The sequence below is a fragment of the Agromyces selenitireducens genome, from assembly GCF_052748465.2.
The window spans coordinates 103,590-125,546 of record NZ_CM188259.1 but is presented as its reverse complement, the minus strand read 5'-3'; the positions used below and the strand labels follow the sequence as shown (position 1 = coordinate 125,546).

Annotated in this window: 19 protein-coding genes; 10 read left to right on the top strand and 9 right to left on the bottom strand. The window is 71.3% G+C overall.

From position 1 onward, the window contains the following. Positions 1–81 precede the first annotated feature (81 nt). The 4 genes from ACULK4_RS00590 to ACULK4_RS00575 are packed head-to-tail and all read left to right on the top strand — an operon-like array spanning position 82 to position 4,525. Complete coding sequence (locus ACULK4_RS00590) at positions 82–1,128, top strand: LacI family DNA-binding transcriptional regulator (RefSeq protein ID WP_445964151.1); 1,047 nt, start codon at positions 82–84, stop codon at positions 1,126–1,128. Between the two features lie 27 nt (positions 1,129–1,155). Next, entirely contained in the window at positions 1,156–2,391 is a 1,236-nt protein-coding gene (locus tag ACULK4_RS00585) for a sugar ABC transporter substrate-binding protein (protein WP_445963982.1), read from the top strand. Positions 2,392–2,393: 2 nt separating this feature from the next. After that, positions 2,394–3,605: a carbohydrate ABC transporter permease gene (locus ACULK4_RS00580; RefSeq protein ID WP_445963981.1), complete on the top strand. Its 1,212-nt coding sequence runs from the start codon at positions 2,394–2,396 to the stop codon at positions 3,603–3,605. Positions 3,606–3,607: 2 nt separating this feature from the next. Then, a complete protein-coding gene (locus tag ACULK4_RS00575) occupies positions 3,608–4,525 on the top strand; it encodes a carbohydrate ABC transporter permease (RefSeq protein WP_445963980.1) in 918 nt (305 codons plus the stop codon). 73 nt (positions 4,526–4,598) lie between these two features. On the opposite strand, the gene ACULK4_RS00570 is transcribed toward ACULK4_RS00575, so the two are convergent. From ACULK4_RS00570 to ACULK4_RS00550, 5 genes are all read right to left on the bottom strand, one after another. Next, entirely contained in the window at positions 4,599–6,710 is a 2,112-nt protein-coding gene (locus ACULK4_RS00570) for a multicopper oxidase family protein (protein WP_445963979.1), read from the bottom strand. A 169-nt stretch (positions 6,711–6,879) separates the two neighbouring features. Further along, a complete protein-coding gene (locus ACULK4_RS00565) occupies positions 6,880–7,788 on the bottom strand; it encodes a serine hydrolase (protein ID WP_445963978.1) in 909 nt (302 codons plus the stop codon). 94 nt (positions 7,789–7,882) lie between these two features. After that, the gene (locus tag ACULK4_RS00560) at positions 7,883–9,898 is read right to left on the bottom strand and encodes a M13 family metallopeptidase (RefSeq protein WP_445963977.1); all 2,016 of its coding nucleotides are present in this window, start codon (positions 9,896–9,898) and stop codon (positions 7,883–7,885) included. A 69-nt stretch (positions 9,899–9,967) separates the two neighbouring features. Next, positions 9,968–10,675, bottom strand: coding sequence for a potassium channel family protein (locus tag ACULK4_RS00555; RefSeq protein ID WP_445963976.1), 708 nt, complete (start codon positions 10,673–10,675; stop codon positions 9,968–9,970). After that, positions 10,668–12,047, bottom strand: coding sequence for a TrkH family potassium uptake protein (locus tag ACULK4_RS00550; protein ID WP_445963975.1), 1,380 nt, complete (start codon positions 12,045–12,047; stop codon positions 10,668–10,670). The genes ACULK4_RS00555 and ACULK4_RS00550 overlap by 8 nt, the downstream gene beginning before the upstream one ends. 100 nt (positions 12,048–12,147) lie before the next feature. On the opposite strand from ACULK4_RS00550, the gene ACULK4_RS00545 reads away from it, so the two are divergent. From ACULK4_RS00545 to ACULK4_RS00535, 3 genes are all read left to right on the top strand, one after another. After that, positions 12,148–12,522 carry a YccF domain-containing protein gene (locus tag ACULK4_RS00545; RefSeq protein WP_445963974.1) on the top strand — a complete coding sequence of 125 codons (375 nt, stop codon included), beginning with the start codon at positions 12,148–12,150 and terminating at the stop codon, positions 12,520–12,522. A gap of 70 nt (positions 12,523–12,592) precedes the next feature. Next, a complete protein-coding gene (locus ACULK4_RS00540) occupies positions 12,593–14,002 on the top strand; it encodes an MATE family efflux transporter (protein WP_445963973.1) in 1,410 nt (469 codons plus the stop codon). Positions 14,003–14,118: 116 nt separating this feature from the next. Next, positions 14,119–14,841 carry a head GIN domain-containing protein gene (locus ACULK4_RS00535; RefSeq protein WP_445963972.1) on the top strand — a complete coding sequence of 241 codons (723 nt, stop codon included), beginning with the start codon at positions 14,119–14,121 and terminating at the stop codon, positions 14,839–14,841. Between the two features lie 27 nt (positions 14,842–14,868). On the opposite strand, the gene ACULK4_RS00530 is transcribed toward ACULK4_RS00535, so the two are convergent. From ACULK4_RS00530 to tdh, 3 genes are all read right to left on the bottom strand, one after another. Next, positions 14,869–15,942: a LacI family DNA-binding transcriptional regulator gene (locus ACULK4_RS00530; RefSeq protein WP_445963971.1), complete on the bottom strand. Its 1,074-nt coding sequence runs from the start codon at positions 15,940–15,942 to the stop codon at positions 14,869–14,871. Between the two features lie 97 nt (positions 15,943–16,039). Continuing rightward, positions 16,040–17,233 carry a glycine C-acetyltransferase gene (locus ACULK4_RS00525; protein ID WP_445963970.1) on the bottom strand — a complete coding sequence of 398 codons (1,194 nt, stop codon included), beginning with the start codon at positions 17,231–17,233 and terminating at the stop codon, positions 16,040–16,042. Positions 17,234–17,235: 2 nt separating this feature from the next. Next, positions 17,236–18,279: an L-threonine 3-dehydrogenase gene (tdh, locus tag ACULK4_RS00520; protein WP_445963969.1), complete on the bottom strand. Its 1,044-nt coding sequence runs from the start codon at positions 18,277–18,279 to the stop codon at positions 17,236–17,238. Positions 18,280–18,688: 409 nt separating this feature from the next. On the opposite strand from tdh, the gene ACULK4_RS00515 reads away from it, so the two are divergent. Then, positions 18,689–19,999, top strand: coding sequence for an MFS transporter (locus ACULK4_RS00515; RefSeq protein ID WP_445963968.1), 1,311 nt, complete (start codon positions 18,689–18,691; stop codon positions 19,997–19,999). A gap of 59 nt (positions 20,000–20,058) precedes the next feature. Continuing rightward, positions 20,059–20,541, top strand: coding sequence for a hypothetical protein (locus ACULK4_RS00510; RefSeq protein ID WP_445963967.1), 483 nt, complete (start codon positions 20,059–20,061; stop codon positions 20,539–20,541). A 24-nt stretch (positions 20,542–20,565) separates the two neighbouring features. Here ACULK4_RS00510 and ACULK4_RS00505 read toward each other — a convergent pair whose 3' ends face one another. Further along, positions 20,566–21,123 (bottom strand): dihydrofolate reductase family protein, encoded by a 558-nt coding sequence (locus tag ACULK4_RS00505; protein WP_445963966.1) that lies wholly within the window; start codon positions 21,121–21,123, stop codon positions 20,566–20,568. Positions 21,124–21,193: 70 nt separating this feature from the next. Here ACULK4_RS00505 and nucS point away from each other — a divergent pair, with 70 nt between their 5' ends. After that, the gene (nucS, locus tag ACULK4_RS00500; protein ID WP_445963965.1) at positions 21,194–21,889 is read left to right on the top strand and encodes an endonuclease NucS; all 696 of its coding nucleotides are present in this window, start codon (positions 21,194–21,196) and stop codon (positions 21,887–21,889) included. Positions 21,890–21,957 lie beyond the last annotated feature (68 nt).

The window sequence follows — 21,957 nt, the reverse complement described above, 5'->3', positions numbered from 1 at the left end:
GATCAAACCGGTGGATTCCGCGGATCGACAGATCGTCGCCGAAGACGACCCGCACGAGCCAAAGGAGGCGCAGTGTCACGGATGCCGACCGTCGAGGACGTCGCGCAGGCCGCCGGCGTCTCGCGCCAGACGGTGTCGAACGTGCTGAACAGCCCCGGCATCGTGCGCGAAGCCACTCGCGAACGCGTGCTCGAGGCCATCGATCGTCTGGGCTACCGTCCGCACGCCTCGGCACGGCGTCTCCGCACACGGAAGTCGGCCACGATCGGCGTCCGCATCGACCCGTGGCGCGACGGCATCTCCGGCGCCGTGCTCGACCGCTTCCTCCACAAGCTCACCGAGCACGCCGACGCGCGCGGGCTCCGCGTCATGGTCTTCTCGGCCGACAGCCCCGCTGACGAGCTCGCCCGCATCCGCCGCCTCCGCGAGGGGTCCGACGTCGACGCGTTCGTCCTCACCGCGACGACCCACGGCGACGAGCGCATCCGCGCGCTCACCGAGCAGGGCGTCCCGTTCGTCGCGTTCGGCCGACCCTGGGACCCGGAGACGCGCGCCGTGCCCCACCGCTGGGTCGACGTCGACGGCCGCGCCGGGGTGGCCGACACCGTGAGCCATCTGCGCCGGCAGGGCGCAGAGCGCGTCGGCTGGATCGGCTGGCCCCACGGCTCCGGCACGGGCGACGAGCGCCGCGCGGGGTGGGAGGCCGAGTGCGGCCTCGAGGCCGACGTGCGCGAGCGACTCGCCCGGCACGCCGTGGACGGCGTCACCGAGGGCTCGCGCGCCGCCGCGGAGCTCCTCGCCCTGCCGGAGCCTCCCGACGCGATCGTGTGCGCGAGCGACTCGCTCGCGCTCGGGGCGATGATCGCCGCCCGCACCGCCGGGCGCCCCGCGCTCCCCGTCGTCGGGTTCGACGACACCCCGGTGGCCGCCGCCGTCGGGCTCTCCAGCGTGGAGCAGCCCCTCGACGACGTGGTGGCCGCCGCACTCGACCTGCTGTTCGGGCCCGAGGGCGACGACGTGCGCCCGAATCCGAGCAGCAACGAGGAGCCGGCAGACCGGCTCCTCGCGCCCCATCTCGTCGAGCGACGGCCTGGACACCTGGCGCTCGACGCGATCCCCGGCACCTGAGGCCGGCAATCACAGAAGGGATACATCGTGAGGACATCACAATGGAGCGCCGTCGCCGTGGCGGCGGGACTCGTCATCACCCTAGCCGCCTGCTCCCCGGGCGGGAACGGCGGCGACGGCGACGGCGAGGCGAGCGGACAGGAACTCAGCATCCTGATCGGCTCGTCCGGCGACGCCGAGACCACCGCCGTCACCGAGGCCGCCGAGGCGTGGGCGGAGGAATCCGGCAACACCGTCGAGGTCATCGCTGCGAACGACCTCGTGCAGCAGCTCGGTCAGGGCTTCTCGGGCAACAACCCGCCCGACCTGTTCTACATGCCGTGGGACCAGTTCCAGACCTACGCCGCCCAGGGCTTCATCGAGCCGTACGCCGAGGACCTCGAGAACGCCGACCAGTTCCTGCCCGCGCTGCGCGAGCAGTTCAGCTACGAGGACCAGTTCTACTGCGCCCCGAAGGACTTCTCGACGCTCGGACTGCAGATCAACACGGCCGCGTGGGAGGCCGCCGGCCTCACTGACGCCGACGTGCCGACCGATTGGGAGGGCCTGCAGTCCGTGGCGGAGCAGCTGACCACCGGGGACCAGGTCGGGCTCTCCATGGGCCGCGAGTACCAGCGCGTCGGCACGTTCATGGGACAGGCCGGCGGCGGCGTCTACGAGGACGGCGAGGTCACCGCCGATTCCCCGGAGAACGCCGAGGCACTGGAGTACCTGCAGGGCCTGATCGACGCGGGCGCGCTCGCGTACCCGCAGGACCTCGAAGCCGGCTGGGCCGGCGAGGCGTTCGGCCTCGGCCGGGCCGCGATGGTGATCGAGGGTCCGTGGATCAACGGCGCGATGGCGAACGACTTCCCGGACCGCGAGTTCATCAGCGTCGAGCTGCCCGAGGGTCCCGGTGGCCCGTCGACCTTCGCGTTCAGCAACTGCTGGGGTATCCCGATCGAGTCCGACACGCGCGACGCCGCAGTCGACCTGGTCGAGTACCTCACCGCCGACGAGCAGCAACTCGCGTTCGCCGAGGCGTTCGGCGTGATCCCGTCGACCGAATCGGGTTCGGCGGCCTACGCCGAGCAGTTCCCCGAGAACGCGGCCTTCGTGGCCGGCGTCGAGTACGCGCAGAGCCCCGTCGCCTTCTCGGGCGCCGCGGCCGCGGTGGCCGAATTCAACACGTCGCTCGAGTCGCAGGGACTCGCCGACCCGGCCGCAGTGCTCGGACCGTTCCAGGAGAATCTCGAGGCGGCCGCCGCCGAGGCGAACGGCTGATCATGACCGGCACCGTTTCCGGGTCTCGTCGCGGCGGAGGTCTCCGCCGCGGCGAGGCCCGGGCGGGCTGGCTCTTCGTCACGCCCGCCGTCGTCATCGTGGTGGTGTTCCTCGCCGTCCCGATCCTGCTCGCCCTCTGGGTCAGTTTCAGCGACTGGAACGGCTTCCGGTCGCCGCTGAACCCGAACGTGAACTTCGTCGGCCTCGAGAACTACGCCGCCATCACCACCGAGCCGGGGCTCGACCAGCAGAACTTCGGCCGGGCCGTGCGGAACAACCTCTGGTACGTCGTGTTCGTGGTGCCGCTGCAGACCATCGTGGCGCTGCTGCTCGCGGTGCAGGTCAACCGTGCGGTGTTGCGCGGGCGAGGCTTCTTCCGCACCGCGTTCTACTTCCCGTCGGTCACCTCGACGGTCGCGATCGTCATCGTGTTCCAGTTCCTGTTCACCGCGTCGGGTGCGGTCAACGCGGTGCTGGGATTCTTCGGGATCGACGGCCCGAACTGGCTGAACGACGCGAGCGGGGTGTTCCACAACCTGCTCGCCGTCTTCGGCCTCACGAGTCCCCCGGAGGCCCTGGCCCAAGACGGTCCGCTCGGCATCACGTGGTGGGAGTGGCTCGCCGGCCCCTCAGTCGCGATGAGCACGCTGATCGCGCTCGCGATCTTCACGACCTCCGGGACCTTCATGCTGCTGTTCCTCGCGGGGCTGCAGGCCATCGGCGGCGAGATCGACGAGGCCGCGCGCATGGACGGCGCCGGCCCCGTCCGCACCTTCTTCTCCGTCACCGTGCCCATGCTCCGGCCGACGCTGTTCACGGTGCTCACGCTCGGACTCATCGGCTCGTGGCAGGTGTTCGACCAGATCTACGTGCTCGGGGGATCGACCGGGGGCGGCACCATCACGACGCCCGCGTTCCTCGCCTACGAGACGTCGTTCAACGAGCTCCAGTGGGGCCAGGGCGCGGCGATCGCGTTCATCCTGTTCGTCTTCATCATCCTGCTCACGCTCCTGCAGCGGTGGTGGCTTCGCGAGCGCGATCCGAAGGGCATGGGCGGGCCGGCACGGCGCGCCCGCGGAGCGGCGGGCAGCGAGGAGCTCCGCCGCCACGAGCCCGACGCCGCGTCGGCAGTCGTGGGCGCCGACGCCACCGACCGCGCGCTCGTCTCGGGGGCCGACGCCGCCGAGCATGACGACCACCGCAAGAGGAGCTGATCATGACCGATCTCAGCACGCGAGCGGTCACGGCCGACGGTGAAGGGGGCGCGGCATCCGCTCGCCCCACGCCGCGGCGCCGCCGCACACCGGCCAAGGTGCGTGCAGGACTCTGGACGAGCTACCTGATCCTGATCGGCCTGGCGCTCATCTACATCTACCCGTTCATCCTGTCGGTCGCGGGCAGCTTCAAGACCGACGCGGATGCCACCCGGAACGGCCTCTCGCTCCTCCCCGAGACGGTGACGTTCGCGGCGTACGAGCGGCTCTTCACCGACGTGCCGTTCCCGCTCTGGTTCGGCAACACGCTGCTCGTCACGGTGGTCGTGACGCTCGGGCGCGTGTTCTTCGATTCGCTCGCCGGCTACGCGCTGTCGCGGCTGAAGTTCCGGGGACGCGCGTTCGTGTTCCTGTTCTTCATCGGCGTGCTCGCGGTGCCGGGCGTGGTGCTGCTGATCCCCCGGTTCCTGATCCTGCAGCAACTCGGCCTGTACGACTCGTACGCGGGCATGATCATCCCGCTGTTGTCGACGGCGGCCGGGGTGTTCATCATGAAGCAGTTCTTCGACTCGATCCCCGTGTCGATCGAGGAAGCGGCGCGCATCGACGGCGCGGGCCAGTTCCGCACGTTCTGGTCGGTCGTGCTGCCGATGGCGCGCCCCGCGTTGGTCACGCTCATCATCCTGAGCTTCCAGGGCTCGTGGAACGAGCTGCAGCACTTCATCGTGTCGCGGCAGAGCCCCGACCTGAACACGCTCACGACAGGTGTCGCCTCGCTCGTGTCGGGGCAGCTCGGCTCGGGCAACCAGTTCCCGCTGCAGCTGGCGGCGGCGGTGCTCATGACGATCCCGGTCGCGGTGCTGTTCTTCATCTTCCAGCGCCGCATCATGAACACGACGGCGGGGGCCGAGAAGGGTTGACGAGACCCGGTGCAGGGGCGACGGATGCCGCGGGCGTGTGCCCGCGGCATCCGCTCGTTCGATCAGGCGCGGGTCACGGGCTCCCGCTCGGCTGTCCCGGCTGCTCGGGGCCGATGCGGTAGGGCCGCATCATCTCGTTGTCCTCGTGCTCGACGATGTGGCAGTGCCACACGTACTGGCCGGGATGGGCGAAGGTCGCCCGAACCCGCGTGACCTGGCCCGGGTAGGCGATGACCGTGTCCTTGACGCCGGTCTCCCAGGGCTCCGGCGGCGTCACGACGCCATCGGGCTGCACGGGCTCGGCGATCTCGTCGTCGTCCGCGAGCACGAGGCCCTCACGGTTGACGACCTCGAACGCGACCTCATGCACGTGCATCGGGTGGGCGTCGCCCGTCGCGTTGACGAACTCCCACACCTCGGTCGCGCCGACGGCGGGGTTCTCGGACACCTCGTCCATCCACAGCCGCTCGGCGAGGACGCCGCCCTCGACGGTGCCGAGCAGCGCCTCGACCGGGCCCTCCAGGGGGTCTCCGTTCGCGTCGACGCCCATGCCCATCTTCTCGATGAGCGCGAGCGGGCGCGTGACCGTCTCAGCCGGAAGCGGCGCGAGCGCCGGAAGCACCAGGTGCTGCGGCGGCGTCGTCGGATCCGGGCCGACCGCGGGCACGACGCGGAACTCGAGCACCTGGCCGGTCGACTCGGGGTCGGCGGCATCGAAGTCGACGCCGGGCACGCCGCCTCCGAACGGCTCGTCGGGACCGAGGTTGCCGAGGACGTGGTTGCCCAGCGGCACGTTCGTGAAGTCGACGATGAGGTCGGCCCGTTCCGCGAGGCCGAGCAGGACCTGCCCGGCGTGGTCCGCGGACAGGTTGACCGGGGCCGCGAGGAAGCCGCCCTCGTTGCCGATCTGCCACACCTCGACGCCCGGGATGCCGCTGAAGTCGAGGATGAGGAATCGGGACTGGCATCCGTTGAGGAAGCGCAGCCGGTACCGGCGCTGCTCGACGACCTGGAACGGCCAGGTGTTGCCGTTGGCGATGAGCATGTTGCCGAAGAACTCGGGGTTCCAGATCGGCGAGAACTCGCCATCGGGGATGTACGGCCCGACGATCCCGTCGAAGAACTCCCGGGTGTCCGGGTAGAAGAGCGACCCGTCGTCGTTGAACGAGCGGTCCTGCACGGCGATGGGGATCTCGTAGTAGGTCTTGTTCGGCGGGAACTTGTCGTTCTCCTTCGGCGCCGGCCCCGGGAGCACCGCGGTCGTGCCGGACCGGTCGTCGATCACCGCGTCGTCGCCATGAGGTCCGCCGCGGATGAGGAAGAATCCGGCCGGGCCGGCGTACACGTTCAGGCGCGTCATCCCGAGCGTGTGGTCGTGGTACCAGATCGTGGAGGCGCGCTGGTCGTTCGGGTACTGGAACGTCGCGAACCCGGGCCCCCACTCGGCGCCGAAGCCGGCCTCCGCCTTGCCGGCGAAGAAGTCGTACCAGGTGCCCTCGGTCGCGTAGCCACCGGGGATGTCCTGGGCGTCCGGCAGGTACCACGCCTCGGCGTAGCCGTCGCTCTCGTCGCCGACGCCGACGGCGCCGTGCACGTGGGTCACGATCGGCACGGGTCCGTCGTACGGTTCCGGCTCGCCGTCGAAGTCCGGCCGTGAGTCGCGGTGGTCGAGCCCGCCCGGCGGGTTGGCCCAGTGCAGCGTCGGGTCCACGGGCAGCAGGTGCGGAAGGTGGTTCCCGGCCTCGTCGACAAGTTCGTTGATCCACTTGACGCGCACCGGGCGGTTCCATCGCGCCTCGATCGTGAGCGAGGGCGCGTTGTGCAGGAGGAGTCCCTGCTTCTTCGCCGATGCGACGGCCCCGTACCCCCACACGGTCGTGGCGGGCAGGCCGGCCGGCAGGATCTGCTGCGCGAACTGCCGCATCGAGATCTCGTAGTAGTCGATGTTCTTGCCGCCCCGAGCGGGAAGCGTGTCGGCGCGTGGCATGACCGGCGGAATGAGCAGCGGCGTCTGGAACTTCGTCACGTCGCCGGGCGCGAGCGTGCCGCCGGGGATCTGAGCGAGGGCGACGCGCTCCCCGCCCGGCCCGGTCGCATAGAGCACGAACCCCACGCCCGCGGCTCCCGCCGCCGCGATGAACGCGCGCCGGCTGATCGGCCGCTGCAGTCCGGGTACCTGATGCATGTCGCCACCCCCGCATCCGGCGTGCGCCCGGTGCACCGTTGCGTCGGGTTGCCGCCGGTGAATGAACCTCACGTTCCTCCGGTCGCGGCGGCGCAGTCAAGCCCCCGGCCGAGGGCCGCGCCGAGCGGATGCTGCAGCGTGGATGCCGCACGAGAGTCGCGGCATCCGCTCAGTGCACGTACTCGAGCAGGTCGGCGCCGACCTGGCGCATGCCGTCGAGCACCGCGAGGCGCGTGGCGAGCTGCGTGTCGGCGTAGTACATCGACACCGCGTACGCGACGCTCGCGCGCGGCCCGCGCAGCACGCCGACCTCGCTGCGCACTCCGCCGTCGGTGCCGGTCTTGTTCATGAGCAGCAGGCCGTGGTCGGGCATGCGGTGCGCGAGCGGGTCGAGGCCGAACGCCGACGCGACCATCGAGAGGTCGGCGTTCAGCGAGAGCCAGCCGACGACGCGCTGCGACACCTCGGGACTCACGATCTCGCCGCGGGCGAGCGCCGCGAACAGCCAGGTGAGCTCCTTCGCCGAGCCGATCGACAGCTGCGGCGCGTCATCCGGACCACGATGGTCGCGCACGAGGTCGAGCAGCGCCGTGCGCGTGAGGCCGAGCGTCTCGGTGCGGGCGCGCACCGCCTCGAGGCCGATGTGGCGGATGAGGACGTTCGTGGCAAGGTTGTCACTGGTCGCGCCGACGAGCGCCGCGAGGTCGGCCATGGGCAGCGACGGCGTCTGCAGGTGCTGCCAGATTCCGGAGTCGCCGACCGCGTCCCGCGGGTCGCGGTCGAGGACCGTGAAGGCCTCGGGGCTCGTCGTGCCGAGCCGAGCCGCAACCTCGACGAGCAGCAGCACCTTGCCAATCGACGCCGTCGCCATGACCACGTGGTCGTCGACCGAGAACAGCACGCGTCCCGTGGCGAGATCGGTGGCCCGCGCCGAGACCTGGACACCGGCGAGGGCGAGTTCGCCGAGCGCGTCGAAGCCGCGCGAGAAGTCCTCGATGTGCTCGTCGGTGCGGTGGCGGCCGCGTCGGAAGGAGGCGTGCCGAGCACGGCGCTCGGAACCCTGCGACGAGGTCACCACGGTGGCGTTGACGGACTTCCTGTGCGGGCCGGGCGCTCCCCCACCGCGGCATCGCGGTGCGCTCGACGGGATCGGACGGGGTCGGGTGGAGGTGCTACCAGATTCGGACGCGCTCGGCCGGGTCGAGCCAGAGCGCGTCATCGGGAGTGACCTCGAAGCCAGTGTAGAACTCGTCGATGTTGCGGACGATCTGATTGCACCGGAATTCGTTCGGCGAGTGCGGGTCGATCGCGAGGAGGCGCATGACCTCCTCGTCGCGTCCTTTCAGCTGCCACGCCTGCGCCCACGACAGGAAGAACCGCTGCGCGCCCGTCAGCCCGTCGATCACGGGCGGCTCGGCACCGCCGAGCGAGAGCATGTAGGCCTTCCACGCGATCGCGAGGCCGCCGAGGTCGCCGATGTTCTCGCCGATCGTGAGCGCCCCGTTGACGTGGTGCGGCGCGCCGCCCTCGCCCTCGGTCGCGCCGCCGTCGAGTTGCAGCGGCACGAGCACGTCGTACTGGTCGATGAGGGCCTTGGTGCGCTCCTCGAACGCGGTCCGGTCGGCCTCGGTCCACCAGTCGACGAGGCGCCCGTCACCGTCGAAGCGCGAGCCCTGGTCGTCGAACCCGTGGCCGATCTCGTGGCCGATCACGGCACCGATCGCGCCGTAGTTCGCCGCGGCATCCCGCTCGGCGTCGAAGAAGGGGTACTGCAGGATCGCGGCCGGGAACACGATCTCGTTGAACCCGGGGTTGTAGTAGGCGTTGATCGTCTGCGGGGTCATGAACCACTCGTCGCGGTCGATCGGGTTGCCGATCTTGCCGAGCTGACGCTGGAACTCGAACTCGGCCGCGGCGCGCACGTTCGCGATCAGGTCGTCGGGGTCGACCTCGAGCGTGGAGTAGTCGCGCCACTTCACGGGGTAGCCGATCTTGGGCGTGAACTTCTCGAGCTTGTCGAGGGCCTTCGCGCGGGTCTCCTCGCCCATCCAGTCGAGGCCGGCGATCGACTGCCGGTACGCCTCGACGAGGTTCGCGACGAGCTCGTCCATGGCCTCCTTCGCCGCCGGCGGGAAGTGCCGTTCGACGTAGATGCGGCCGACGGCCTCGCCCATCGCGCCCTCGACGAACGAGACGCCGCGCTTCCACCGCTCGCGCAGCTCGGGCGTGCCCGAGAGCGTGCGGCCGTAGAAGTCGAAGTTCGCGTCGACGAAGTCCTTCGAGAGGTACGCGGCGCTCGAGCGGATGACCTGCCAGGCCAGCCAGTCGCGCCACGCCGGCAGGCGGTGGTCGGTGAGGAGCTTCCCGAGCCCCTCGAGGAAGCTCGGCTGGCGCACGACGAGCTCGTCGAACGCGTGCGCGGGCACGCCCATCGCGTCGCGCCACAGGTCGAGGTCGACGCGGCGCACGAGGTCGCCGGCGCCGGCGACGGATGCCGCGACATCCGACCACCGCCGGAGGTTGTAGGTCTTCTGGCTGTCGCGCGACTCGACGTTGGTCCAGTGGGTCGCCGCGATCTCGGTCTCCAGGTCGAAGACGCGCTTCGCGCGGGCGGCGGGGTCATCGAGCTGCGCGAGGCCGAACATGCGCTCGAGGTGCGCCCGGTACTTGTCGCGGATACCCGCGAAGCGCTCTTCGCGGTAGTAGCTCTCGTCGGGCAGGCCGATGCCGCCCTGCTCGACGAACACGAGGTAGCGCTCGGGGTCGCCGGGGTCGTTGTCGACGAACAGCTGCGCGAACCCGGAGACGCCCTGCCGCTCGAGCCGGCCGACCGTCTCGAGCAGCTCGTCGATCGTGCCGGGCAGCGACGTCTCGACCAGCTGGCCGGCGATCGGGGTGGCGCCGAGCAGTTCGGCGCGCTCCTCGTTCATGAACGACGCGGAGAGGTCGCCGACCTTGCGCGCCTCGGTGCCCGGCTCGGCGCCCCGGGCCTCCTCGATGATCTCGCGCACGGCCTGCTCGGCCTCCTCGTACAGCACGATGAAGCTGCCGTAGCGGGCCTTGTCGGCGGGGATCTCGGTGCGGTCCATCCACCTGCCGTTGACGTGCCGGAACAGGTCGTCCTGCGGGCGCACCTCGGGGTCGAGCTCGTCGAGGATGATGCCGGAGGGCTTCGTCGCGTCGGTCATCCTCCCACCCTAAGCGGGCGCCATCGGTGAGCGGTCAGCGGATGCCGCGGCATCCGCTCGGCGCAGCGCTCAACGCAGCTGGGCGAACCCCTCGGCCTTGCGCGTGGGCCCGACGATGAGGATCGTGTCGCCCTCGGCGAGCACGGTGTCGGCGTCGGCGTTGTGCCACTCCTGGCCCGGGTGCTTGTAGGCGGCGACCGTCACCCCGTACTCCCTGCGGAGCCCGGTCTGCCCGAGGGGCACGCCGTGCAGGCGCGCGGGCGGTGCGGACTTCACGATCGCGTAGCCGGGCTCGATCTCGATGTAGTCGAGTGCCGCCCCGCGGACCAGGTGCGCGACGCGCTTGCCCATCTCGGCCTCCGGCCGGATGACGTGGTGCACGCCGAGCTGCTCGAGGATCAGCGCGTGCTGCTCGGTCACCGCCTTCGCCCAGATGATCGGCGTCTTCATGCCGAGGAGCACCGAGCACGTGAGGATCGACGCGGTGATGTCGGAGCCGATCGCGACGACGACGCGGTCGAACTCGTCGACGGCGAGCTGCTTCAGTGCCTCCGCCTTCGTGGAGTCGGCGCGGACGACCTGGGTGAGCACGCCGTTCAGCGCCTGCACGATCTCCTCGTCGGCGTCGATGCCGAGCACCTCGGTGCCGGCGCGCATGAGCTCGAGCGCGAGCGAACTGCCGAACCGGCCGAGGCCGATGACGGCGACGGAGTCCGCCTCGGCGATCCGCCGGGACGTGTCGGCGGCACCGCCGCCGAAGAGCGAGAACCTAGCCAATGGCGGGCCTTTCCTTGGGGAGTTCGTAGAGGATGCGGCGCTCGCGGAGTGCGATCGCCGAGCCGAGCGTGAGCGGGCCGATGCGGCCGAGGAACATCAGCAGCACCAGCACGACCTCGGCAGCAGGGGGCAGGTCGCCCGTGATGCCGGTCGAGAGCCCGACGGTGCCGAACGCGGAGACGGCCTCGAACAGGACCCGGTCGAGCCCGAGCCCCGTGAGGTGCATCAGCACCACGGTCGCGACCACGACCGCGCCGACCGCGACGAGCACGACCGTGATCGCCTGGCGGTGCACCGCTCGCGAGAGCCGCTTGCCGAAGATGTTCACCGCGCCCTCGCCGCGGAACTCGGTCATCATGATGAAGAAGAGCACCGCGAACGTGGTCACCTTGATGCCTCCGGCGGTGCCCGCGGGTCCGCCGCCGATGAACATGAGCGCGTCCATCGCGATCCAGCTCTCGTCGTGCATGAGCCCGATGTCGACGCTGTTGAAGCCGGCGGTGCGGGTCTGCACCGACGCGAAGAATCCGGCGAGCAGCTTCGCGGCCGGGTCGAGGGGCCCGAAGGTGTCGGGGTTGTCCCACTCGACGACGGTCAGGTAGAGCCATCCGCCGGCGAGCAGCACGACCGTGCCCCACAGCACGAGCCTCGTGTTCATCGTCCAGTGCAGGGGTCGCGTGAACTCCTTGCGGAGCTGCATGATCACGGGGAAGCCGAGCCCGCCGAGGATGATCGCCACGGCCATCGGCAGGCAGATGAGCGGGTCGGCGACGAAGTCCATCATGTTGTTCGAATACAGCGCGAAGCCGGCGTTGTTGAACGACGACACCGAGTGGAAGAGCGCGTGCCACGCGGCATCCCCCGGGCTGTAGCCGTACCCGAACAGGAAGCGCGGGAACAGGAATGCCCACGTCGCGCCCTCGATCGCGAACGAGATGAGCACGATGCCGCGCACGAGTCCGCGCACGTCGTCGAAGCCGACCGCCTTGGCCTCGGTCGCGGTGTTCAGGCGCGCCCGCACCGACAGCCTGCGGGCGAGCACGAGGCCGATGAGCGAGGCGAAGATCATGATGCCCAGGCCGCCCGCCTGGATGAGCAGCAGGATGACGGCGTGGCCGAGCGGACTCCAGTGCACGGCGGTGTCGACGACGGTGAGGCCGGTCACGCACACCGCGCTCGTCGCCGTGAACAGTGCGTCGATGAACGTGGTGCCGCCGGGTTCGACGGTCATCGGCGGCAGCCACAGCAGGAGGGTGCCGACCAGGACGGCGGTGGCGAACCCCGCCACCACGGCCTGCGCCGGATGGAGTCGGAGCCCCCGTCGGATGCGGAGGCGCCGCGGGATGCGGACCGCCGACTCGCGAAAGGTCACCGCGTGATCATACGCCTGCGGCGGCCCTCGTCAGGCGGATGCCACGGCGTCCGTCCACCCCCTCCCGTGCGCCTCCCCGCGGTGGGATGATCGAGCCATCATGAACACACTCCTCAACGTCATCTGGTTCGTGCTCGCGGGCGTCTGGCTCTGGATCGGGTACATGCTGGCCGGGGTGCTCATGTGCATCCTCATCGTCACCATCCCGTGGGGGCTCGCGTCGTTCCGCATCGGCAACTACGCGGTGTGGCCCTTCGGCCGCGAGGTGGTCTCGAACCCGCGCTCGGGCACGTGGTCGTTCCTCGGCAACGTGATCTGGGTCATCCTCGCCGGCTGGTGGCTCGCCCTCGAGCACCTGATCACGGGCGTGATCATGTGCATCACGATCATCGGCATCCCGCTCGGCATCGCGAACTTCAAGCTGATCCCGGTGTCGCTCGCGCCGCTCGGCAAGGAGATCGTCGAGTCGCGCTGAACCACGTCGATTCGTGCAGAATTCAGGAGCGCGCGCCCGCCGGGCGCGGCGATCACACCGGAATGCGGTCGTGACCGGCGCGCCGACGCCGTCGCCTCCTGAATTCGGGATCCGCCGCGCCGTCGACCGCGACATCCTGCGCCTCGCCGTGCCCGCGCTCGGCGCACTCGTCGCCGAACCGCTGTTCCTGCTCGCCGACACGGCGATGGTCGGCCACCTCGGCGCGACGCCGCTCGCCGGGCTCGGGCTCGCGAGCGCCATCCTGCAGACCATCGTCGGGCTCATGGTGTTCCTCGCGTACGCGACGACGCCGTCGGTCGCGCGGCGGCTCGGCTCGGGCGACGAGCGCGGCGCCGTGGCATCCGGCATCGACGGACTGTGGCTCGCGCTCGGCCTCGGCACCCTGCTCGCGCTCGGCGGATGGGCCGCCGCGCCGTGGCTCGCGGGGGTGTTCGGCGCGTCGGCCGAGGTGACCGGCCAGGCGGTCGTCTACCTCTCGATCTCGATGATCGGGCTGCCCGCCATGCTCGTCGTGTTCGCCGCGACCGGCCTGCTGCGAGGCCTGCAGGACACGCGCACCCCCCTGTACGTCGCGGGGCTCGGGTTCGGGGCGAACATCGCGCTCAACGCGCTCTTCATCTACGGGTTCGGGCTCGGCATCGCGGGGTCCGCGATCGGCACCGTGATCGCCCAGTGGGCCATGGTCGCGGTGTACCTCGTCGTCGTGGCCCGGCACGCCCGGCGCGTCGGCGCGAACCCGTGGCCGCATCACGCGGGTGTGCTGCGCGGAGCGGCGTCGGGCGGCTGGCTGTTCCTGCGCACGGTCAGCCTGCGGGCGGCCCTGCTCGTCGCGACCTGGTCCGCGACCTCGCTCGGCTCCGACGAACTCGCGGCGTTCCAGGTCACGATGACCCTCTACGCGACGCTCGCCTTCGCCCTCGACGCGCTCGCCATCGCGGCGCAGGCGCTCGTCGGCAAGGGCCTCGGCGCGGGCGACGTCGCGCAGGTGCGCGCGGTGCTTCGTCGCTGCCTCGAGTGGGGCGTCGGGGCCGGTGTCGTGCTCGGCGCGCTCGTGGTGGCCGGGGCCTGGGCGCTGCCCGTGCTCTTCACCTCGTCGACCGACGTCCGCGAGCTGCTGCCGCTCTCACTCGTCGTGCTCGGCGTCTCCACGCCGCTCGCCGGCGTGGTGTTCGTGCTCGACGGCGTGCTCATCGGCGCCGGCGACGCCCGCTACCTCGCCTGGACGGGCCTCGTGAACCTCGCGGTCTACGCGCCCATCGCCTTCGCCGTCGTCTGGTGGGCGGCCGGCGGGGCGGATGCCGCGGGGGCGGGCGCCGTCGCGGATGCGCCGGTCGCGGCATCCGTCGCCCTCGCCTTCGTGACGGGCGCCTTCGTCCTCGCGTACCTCGCGGCGCGCGCCGTCACGCTGTCGCTGCGCGCGCGCGGGCAGGCGTGGATGGTGACGGGGGCGCCGGGCTGACCGCGACCGTCGCGCGACTCGCGGGCGAGTGACCAACGGCCCACGGGCGGGGGTTCCGTCGGAGTAGCCTCGGCGAGGTGCCCCCGGCAGGACGGGGGCCGAGAGGGGCCGAAGCCATGCATCGCGCATCCGTGCGTCGACTCGCCGTCGCGGCGGTCGGCGCGATTCTGCTCGCCACGCTCACCGCGTGCGCGCCGTTCGTCACGGCGGGCGAGACCCGCACCGAGGATCGGGACATCGAGGACGCGTCGGCGGTGTTCCTGCGTACCGGCGGCGATGTCGACATCCGCCTCGGCGACGAACCCGCCCTGACGGTGACCGGCGGCGAGAACCTGCTCGAACGGCTCGTCACCGAGGTCGACGACGGCCGCCTCGTCATCGAGATCCGCCGTGGGCCGATCATCGTCGGCGAGCGAGGCCTTCGGATCGACGTGACGGTGACGTCCCTCGAGCGCGTCGTCATCAACGGCTCCGGCGACGTGACCGCCGACTTCGGGGACGCCGACGACGTATCGGTCGAGATCAGCGGCTCTGGCGAGATCGAGGCGGACGGCCTCGACGCCTCCTCCGTGCGCGCGGGGATCAGCGGGTCCGGGAACATCGAGCTGACCGGACGCACCGACTCGGTCGTGGCCGAGGTCAGCGGCTCCGGCGACATCGACGTGGGCGACCTCGACGCCTCGACCGCCCAGATCGTCGTCTCGGGCTCGGGCAACGTCTCCGTGAACGCGAGCGACGAACTCGACGTCACCATCTCGGGCAGCGGCGACGTGCGGTACTCGGGCCGGCCGCAGATCCGCAGCAGCATCTCGGGCTCGGGCGATCTCGCCCCCGAGTGAGCGCGGCCGCGTCGCAGCCGGCGTGGCCTAGGCGCGCGGCGGCGCGGTGGTGTCGCCGATGTGCAGGGTGCTCGTGAAGGCGGTGCCCGCGGCGTCCGCGCCGGAGAGCATGTGCACGATCGCCTCACCGGCCGCGCGTCCCTTCGCGACCGAGGGCTGCACGAGCGTCGTGAGGTCGTGCTGGAGGCCGTCGACGCGGATGCCGTCGAAGCCGACCACGCTGAGGTCGCGGGGCACGTCGAGGCCGAGCTCCTCGGCGGCCTGGATGACGCCGGCGGCGAGCAGGTCGGACTGCGCGATCACCGCGGTGGGGCGGGTCGCGGCATCCGCCAGCAGGGCCCGGCCCGACTCGAGGCCCTCCTCGATCGAGCTCGCGCCGGCGACCTGCACGCGCACGCCGGGGTAGACGTCGCGCGCGCCGCGCAGTCGCGCGACGGATGTGTCGACCGTGGCCGCGGCCTCGATCTCGGGCGTGAGCGGGCCGCGCGCACGCGTCGGCTCGAAGGGCAGTGTGACGGTCGCGACCTCGGTGTGGCCGAGCTCTCGCAGGTGCTCGGCGCCGAGCCGGGTGGCCTCGCGGTTGTCGATCGTGATCTCGGGGATGCCGCCGCCCGGCGCGCCCTCGATGGCGACCATCGGGATGCCGCGCCGCTGCAGCGTCTCCATCTGCTTCCAGAACTTCGGGCTGCACCCGATGAGCACGACCGCGTCGAGCGGCGCGGTGTCGAGGCTCACGGGCGCCGCGGGGTCGCCGGAGTCGGTGAGGAGCAGCAGGCCGGCGCCGAGCGGCGCGATGCCCTCTGCGAGTCCGTCGAGCGTCTGGATCTTCACGGGGTCGAGGAACGCTGCGCGGACCCGCTCCTCGAGGACGACGCCGACGATGCCCGAGCGACCGCGCCGAAGCGAGCGCGCGCGGGGGTCGGGACCGGCGTAGCCGAGCTCGGATGCCGCGGCGAGCACGCGCTCCTTCGTGGCATCCGACACGGGGCCCGAGCCGCTGAACGCGAGCGAGGCCGTCGACGCGGACACGCCGGCGCGTGCGGCGACGTCGGCGAGCGTCGGACGCGGGACGGCGCCGGTCGTGGCGGATTCGGGGGTCACGCCTACGATTCTACGGTCGAATCGATTCGAGCGCGCCGCCCCCGTCCGTGCCTGCGGAGAGACGACACGAGACGGCGAGCGGATGCGACGGCGCTGGTCAGGCGGACGCGCCGGCGAGCACCGCGTCGCGGGCCTCGGCGAAGGCCGCCACGCAGCGACGGATCTCGTGCTCGGTGTGGGCCGCCGACAGCTGCACGCGGATGCGCGCGCGCCCCTTCGGCACGACCGGGTACGAGAACGCCGTGACGTAGACGCCGCGCTCGTTGAGCGCCGCCGCCATGCGCGCGGTCAGCGCCGCGTCGCCGAACATCACCGGGACGATGGGGTGCTCGCCGGGCAGCAGGTCGAAGCCGGCATCCGTCATCAGCTCACGGAAGAGCGCCGAGTTCGCGACCAGCCGCTGCCGCAGCTCGCCCGACTCGCCGACGAGGCGAAGCGCCTCGAGCGTGCCGGCGACGATCATCGGCGCGAGCGTGTTCGAGAACAGGTAGGGCCGCGCGCGCTGGCGGAGCAGGTCGACGATCTCCTGCCTGGCGGCGACGTAGCCGCCCGAAGCCCCGCCGAGCGCCTTGCCGAACGTGCCCGTCGTGATGTCGACGCGACCCTCGACACCGCACAGCTCGGGCGTGCCCCGCCCGTGCGAACCGACGAAGCCGACGGCGTGCGAGTCGTCGACGAACACCAGCGCGTCGTACTGCTCGGCCAGGTCGCAGATCTCCCGCAGGGGAGCGATGTAGCCGTCCATCGAGAACACGCCGTCGGTCACGATGACGCGGCGTCGGGCAGCGGATGCCGCCTGCAGCTGCGCCTCGAGGTCGCCCATGTCGCGGTTCCGGTACCGGAACCGCTGCGCCTTCGACAGCCGGATGCCGTCGATGATCGACGCGTGGTTGAGCTCGTCGGAGATGATCGCGTCGTCCGGGCCGAACAGCACCTCGAAGACCCCGCCGTTCGCGTCGAAGCACGACGAGAACAGGATCGTGTCGTCGTAGCCGAGGAACTCGGAGACGCGCCGCTCGAGCTCGAGGTGCAGCTCCTGCGTGCCGCAGATGAACCGCACGCTCGCCATGCCGTAGCCCCACTCGTCGAGGCCCCGGTGCGCGGCGGCCACGATCCGCGGGTCGTTCGCGAGCCCCAGGTAGTTGTTCGCGCAGAAGTTGAGCTCGGACCGCCCGGCGACCTCGATCTCGGCCGACTGCGGGCCGTGGATGCCGCGCTCGCGCTTGGTGAGGCCCGCGGCCTCGATCTCGTCGAGCTCGGCGCGCAGCTGCGCCTTCACCGATCCGTACATGCTCAGACCTCCGTCCAGTCGAGGATGACCTTGCCCTCGCCGCCCGACGCCGCCGCGTCGAACGCCGCCCGCCAGTCGCGGGCCGGGTACCGGTCGCTGATGATCGATGCCACGCGCTCGCGCAGCTCGGCACTCGTCTGCAGCATCGCGCTCATCGAGTTCCACGTCTCGAACATCTCGCGGCCGTAGATGCCCTTGAGCGTCAGCATGTGCGTCACGACCTTGCCCCAGTCGACGGCGAAGGGCTCGCTGGGCAGGCCGAGCAGCGCGATGCGGCCGCCGTGGTTCATGTTGTCGATCATCTCGGGCAGCGCCTTCGCCGAGCCCGACATCTCGAAGCCGACGTCGAAGCCCTCGCGCATGCCGAGGCGCGGCTGCAGGTCGCGGATGCGCTCGTGCGACACGTCGACCGTGGCATCCGCCCCCATCTTCATCGCCAGCTCGAGGCGGGCCGGACTGACGTCGGACGCGACGATGAACCGCGCGCCGACGTGGCGGGCGACGGCGATCGACATGAGCCCGATCGGGCCGCAGCCGGTGACGAGCACGTCCTCGCCGACGACCGAGAACGCGAGTGCGGTGTGCACGGCATTGCCGAACGGGTCGAAGATCGCGCCGACCTCGGGCGTGACATCCGCGTGGTGCACCCACACGTTCTCGCCGGGGATCACGACGTACTCGGCGAAGGCGCCGTCGCGGTGCAGGCCGATGCCCTTGGTGCGGATGCACATCTGGCGACGGCCGGCACGGCAGTTGCGGCACATGCCGCACACGATGTGCCCCTCGCCGGAGACGCGGTCGCCGACGGCCACGTCGTGCACGAGCTCGCCCACCTCGACGACCTCGCCGTAGAACTCATGGCCGGCGATCAGGGGGGTGCGGATCTCGGAGGAGCACCAGTCGTCCCACTGATCGATGTGCAGGTCGGTGCCGCAGATGCCCGTGCGGAGCACGCGGATCTTCACGTCTGCGGGCCCGGGCTCCGGCTCGGGGCGGTCGACGAACTCGAATCCTGCGCCGGGCGCGGACTTGTAGAGGGCCTTCATCGGCGGTGCCTTCTGCGTACGGGCGCCCGCGGGGTGGGCCGGCGCCGGCTTCGTGCGCCGAGGGTCACGGCGCATCGTCGAGGTGACCCGCCCCATCGTAGCCGCAGGGCGAGAGCGGATGACGCGGGGCGCACTCGCCGGGGAGTGGACGAGGACGGCAGCGATGCACGTTGCCGCCGTCCTCGATTGGGGCGATCATCACACGCGCGGCGGGGCCCCGCCAGGCCTCCTTTTCGCGGACTTGACGAGCGCGCGATCTGCGCCCCGACCGAACGAGGACCGCCCGGCGCGGCCCACCGGTTGCTCGGCGGATCGAGCCCCGATATCGTGGTCGAATCGATTCGACTCGAATCGATTCGACGCGTTCACCGCATCACGGGCCCGATGCCCGTCCGACCACGAGGCAGTAATGTCGCAGCACCGAGACCCCGCAGAGACGATGACCGAGCACGGAACCGACCAACCGCCGGGCGCGGGCGACGGCTCGACCGCCGCCGCGGCACCCGCCCGCCCGCGGCGCGAGCTCGTCGCCTGGCGCAACGCGATCTTCGCGATCTTCTTCCTCTCGGGCCTCAGCCTCGCGAGCTGGGTCGCCCGCCTGCCCGCGATCCGCGACGACGTCGGGCTGAGCACCCAGGGCGTCGGGCTCGTGATCCTCGCCGGGTCGATCGGCTCGATCGTCGGCCTCATCGCGGCGCCTCCGCTCATGGCGCGGTTCGGCGCGCGCCTCGGCATGTCCGGCGTGCTCATCACGGTGGCGGTCGGCCTCGCGCTCGTCGGCATCGGCGGATCGGTGCTGCCGAGCGTGCCGCTCGTCGCGATCGGGCTCGTCCTGTTCGGCTTCGGAAACGGTGCGGTCGACGTAATGATGAACGTCGAGGGAGCCGAGGCCGAGCGCGAGCTCGACAAGACGGTCATGCCGCTCATGCACGCGTTCTTCAGCTTCGGCACGGTCGCCGGCGCCGCGCTCGCGGCCGCGGCCTCCGCTCTCGGACTCATCGTGGCAGTGCACCTGGGCGTCATCGCCGCGCTCGTCGCCGTCGGCGTGATCGTCGCCGTGCGGTTCGTGCCCGTCCGCGAGGAGCTCGGCGACGTCGCGGACCCCGCCGCGCCCCGCGACCCCTGGTCCGTGCGCCTGAAGCGGAGCCTGTCCGTCTGGACCGACGTCCGCCTGCTCCTCGTCGGCGTGGTCCTGCTCGGGATGGCGTTCGCCGAGGGCAGCGCGAACGACTGGCTCGCGCTCGCGGTCGTCGACGGACACGGGTTCGACGAGACCACGGCCGCGGTGATCTTCACCGTCTTCACCGTCGCGATCACCGGCGCGCGCGTGGCGGGCGGTCCCTTCATCGACCGCTTCGGACGTGTCGCGATGCTGCAGTCGATGGCCGCGATCGGCGTGGTCGGGCTCGCCCTGTTCATCTTCGGCTCCGACCCGTGGGTGCTCGTCATCGGCACCCTCCTCTGGGGCATCGGCTGCTCGCTCGCATTCCCCGTCGGCATGTCGGCCGCCGCAGACGTACCCGACCGAGCGGATGCCGCGGCCCGCGTCTCCGCGGTCGCGATGATCGGCTACTGCGCGTTCCTCGTCGGCCCGCCGCTCATCGGCTTCCTCGGCGAGCAGTTCGGCATCCTCAACGGGCTGCTGCTGCTGCTCGGGCTGATGGTCGTCGCGGGGCTCGCCGCGCCGGCCGCGCGAGAGCGAACGCGCCCTCGCCGCTGACCGGGCTCCGCGGGCCGCAAGGCCTACCGGTTGCGGCATCCGCTCGGCATGATGCCGTCATGAGCGAACGCGACCAGACGCCACCGACCGACGCCGACGACCAGCCGCTGCCCGAGCACACGCGACCCGAGGGCGTGACGGATGCCACGGTGGAGGCGCTCGGCAAGTACTCCGAGGCACTCGAGGTGATCGAGGACGCACGCGGGTCGCTCTACCGCTGGCACCGGCTCACGGGCATGGCCGACATGAAGATCGGCGAGGCGGTCGAGCTGCTCCGCGAGGCCGGCCACGGCGAGCTCGCCGACGACATCGACCGGCACGTGATCGGGCGCAACGTGCTCGAGGGGCGCTGGACGTTCCAGATCGTCGAGGAGTACGACGACGGCTACTACGCGACCGTGAAGGCGTCGGAGCGCGCCGCGCGCGACGAGCTCATCGCGGGCCGCCGCCACGTCTACGAGTCTGAGATGAAGGAGCGCAACCGCACGCACGGTCTGCGCCACCACGAGGCGCGCCCGCACGACGGCCCGCCGCAGGGCTGACCCGGCGCCGAGCGGGCCGCCGGCTCAGGCGCCGGCGCGCCGGTACGCGAGTCGCACCACGCCGCGCTCGAAACTCCGCTCCTCGACGAGGTCGAGGTCGAGCCGCACTTCGGGGAACGCCGCGGTTCCGCCGCCGATGAGCACCGGGAAGACGTGGACGAGCACCTCGTCGACGACCCCGGCCCGGAATGCGGGACCGGCGAGGTCGGGACCGCCGATCGCCACGTCGCGGCCGGCGGACGCCACGAAGCGCCTGGCCTCGTCGACGTCGAAGTGTCGTTCGAGCCGTGTCCGCGGGGCGTCGACGCCCGGCAGCGTGCGCGAGTACACGACCTTGTCGGCGGCGCGCCAGATCCGGGCGAACCCGGTGATGGTCGGGGGCTGTCCGTCGAGGTCGAACGTGTCCCACGCCCGCATGACCTCGTACATCCGTCGTCCGAGCAGGAACGTGCCGACGCCGTGCAACGCCTCGTTGACGGCCTCGTGCAGGTCGTCGCCCGGCACCGCCCAGTCGAACGCGCCGTCGCGGTCGGCGATGTACCCGTCGAGCGACGCGAGCGTGGAGTAGATCAAGCGGCCCATCGGTCCTCCTCCGGACCCCGCCCGGCGCCGCGCACCCGATCACGTCCGACCTCCACCGTAGACTCGCAGGGTGCGCCTCGTCATCGCCCGCTGCTCCGTCGACTACGCCGGCCGGCTGTCGGCGCACCTCCCGCTCGCCACCCGCCTGCTCATGGTGAAGGGCGACGGCAGCCTGCTCGTGCACTCCGACGGCGGCAGCTACAAGCCTCTCAACTGGATGAGCCCGCCGTGCTCGCTCGACACCGCCGAGCCCGACGACGACCAGCGCGCCGCGGGCGTCGCCGAGGTGTGGACCGTCACGCACCGCAAGACCGCCGACCGCCTGATCGTGTCGATCCACGAGGTGCTGCACGAGACCGTGCACGACCTGGGCGTCGACCCGGGGCTGCAGAAGGACGGCGTCGAGTCGCACCTCCAGCAATTGCTCGCCGAGCAGATCCAGGTGCTCGGCGACGGCTACCGGCTGGTGCGCCGCGAGTACATGACCGCGATCGGCCCGGTCGACATCCTGGCGACGGATGCCGCGGGCCGCTCGGTCGCGGTCGAGCTGAAGCGCCGCGGCGACATCGACGGCGTCGAGCAGCTCACCCGGTACCTCGAGCTGATGAACCGCGACCCGCGCCTCGCGCCCGTGTCGGGCGTGTTCGCCGCCCAGGAGATCAAGCCGCAGGCCCGCACCCTGGCGGAGGACCGCGGCATCCGCTGCGTCGTGCTCGACTACGACGCCATGCGCGGAGTCGACAGCGGCCACGCGCGGCTGTTCTGACCCCCTTCGACGGCGCGGAATCGCGGGATCGGCACACGCGGCCGGACGTTTCCTGAGTGTTCCTCGAA